The sequence below is a fragment of the Poseidonocella sp. HB161398 genome (genome assembly GCF_005870025.1).
Taxonomy (GTDB): domain Bacteria; phylum Pseudomonadota; class Alphaproteobacteria; order Rhodobacterales; family Rhodobacteraceae; genus Mangrovicoccus.
This window is the reverse complement of sequence record NZ_VATA01000225.1, coordinates 1-1,321: the sequence shown is the minus strand read 5'-3', so window position 1 is coordinate 1,321 and position 1,321 is coordinate 1. Positions and strand designations below refer to the sequence as shown.

The window sequence follows — 1,321 nt, the reverse complement described above, 5'->3', positions numbered from 1 at the left end:
TTTCCGGACCACCTGCCGCGGGAACGGGTGGTGGTCGAAGCACCGGCCGCCTGCGACTGCTGCGGTTCGGCGCGGATCGCCAAGATGGGCGAGGATATCACCGAGACGCTCGAGGTCATCCCGCGCCAGTGGAAGGTGGTCCAGACCGTCCGCGAGAAGTTTACCTGCCGCGACTGCGAGAAGATCAGCCAGCCCCCGGCGCCGTTCCATCCCGTTCCGCGCGGGTGGGCCGGTCCCAGCCTGCTGGCCATGATCGTGTTCGAAAAGTACGGCCAGCATCAGCCGCTGAACCGCCAGGCCGAACGCTATGCCCGGGAAGGCGTGGAGCTGAGCTTGTCGACGCTGGCCGACCAGGTCGGTGCCGTGGCTGCCTTGCTGGAACCGCTGCGCGCGCTGATCGAGGCGCATGTTCTGGCTGCCGGACGCCTGCATGGCGATGACACGACAGTGCCGCTGCTGGCACGCGGCGGGACGAAGACCGCGCGGCTCTGGACCTATGTCCGCGATGACCGCCCCTTCTCCGGAGCCGCCCCGCCGGCGGCCGTCTTCAAGTTCTCCCGCGACCGGGGCGGGGAACATCCCGCTGCACATCTCAAGGGGTGGCAGGGCATCCTGCAGGCGGATGCCTATGCCGGATACAACCAGCTCTACCAGGGCGATCGCAAGCCGGGCCCCGTCCTGCCCGCACTGTGTTGGGCCCATGGACGACGCAAGTTCTTCGAGCTTGCGGATGTCGAGGGCAACATCCGCAAGGGAAAGTCGTCCAAGGAAATCTCGCCCATCGCCTTCGAGGCGGTGAAGCGCATCGACGCGCTGTTCGGGATCGAGCGCGAGCTCGGCGGCCTCGGTGCTGCCGCCCGCCTGGAGGCGCGACAGCGGCTGTCGGCGCCGCTGGTCGGCGAACTGGAAGCCTGGCTGCGCGCCGAACGGGCACAGCTTTCCAAGCATGCAAAGGTCGCCAAGGCGATCGACTACCTTCTGTCGTCTGCCCACTGGCCCGGCTTCACCCGTTTCCTCCAGGATGGCCGGGTCTGCCTCAGCAACAATTGCGCCGAGCGCGCGCTGCGCGGCGTTGCCCTCGGCCGGAAATCCTGGAACTTCGCCGGCTCCGAGCGCGGCGGCCACCGTGCCGCTGCCATGTACACGCTGATCGGAACGGCCAAGCTGAACGGCATCGACCCCCAGGCCTGGCTTGCCGATGCCATCGCGCGCATCTCCGACATGCCGGTCTCGCGGCTGCCCGAACTGCTTCCCTGGAACTGGACCCGGCCGGAAGGCCGCTCCGCGGCGGCCGCCTGATGGCCCGCGTCACGCAGGTCCT

The 1,321-nt window shown here is 68.5% G+C and carries 1 protein-coding gene; it reads left to right on the top strand.

Features of this window, described 5'->3' with window-relative positions; translation table 11 throughout:
* Nucleotides 1-1,299 (top strand): IS66 family transposase (locus FGX59_RS36915; protein ID WP_138473482.1); only part of this gene is annotated, 1,299 nt, incomplete at its 5' end.
* Nucleotides 1,300-1,321 lie beyond the last annotated feature (22 nt).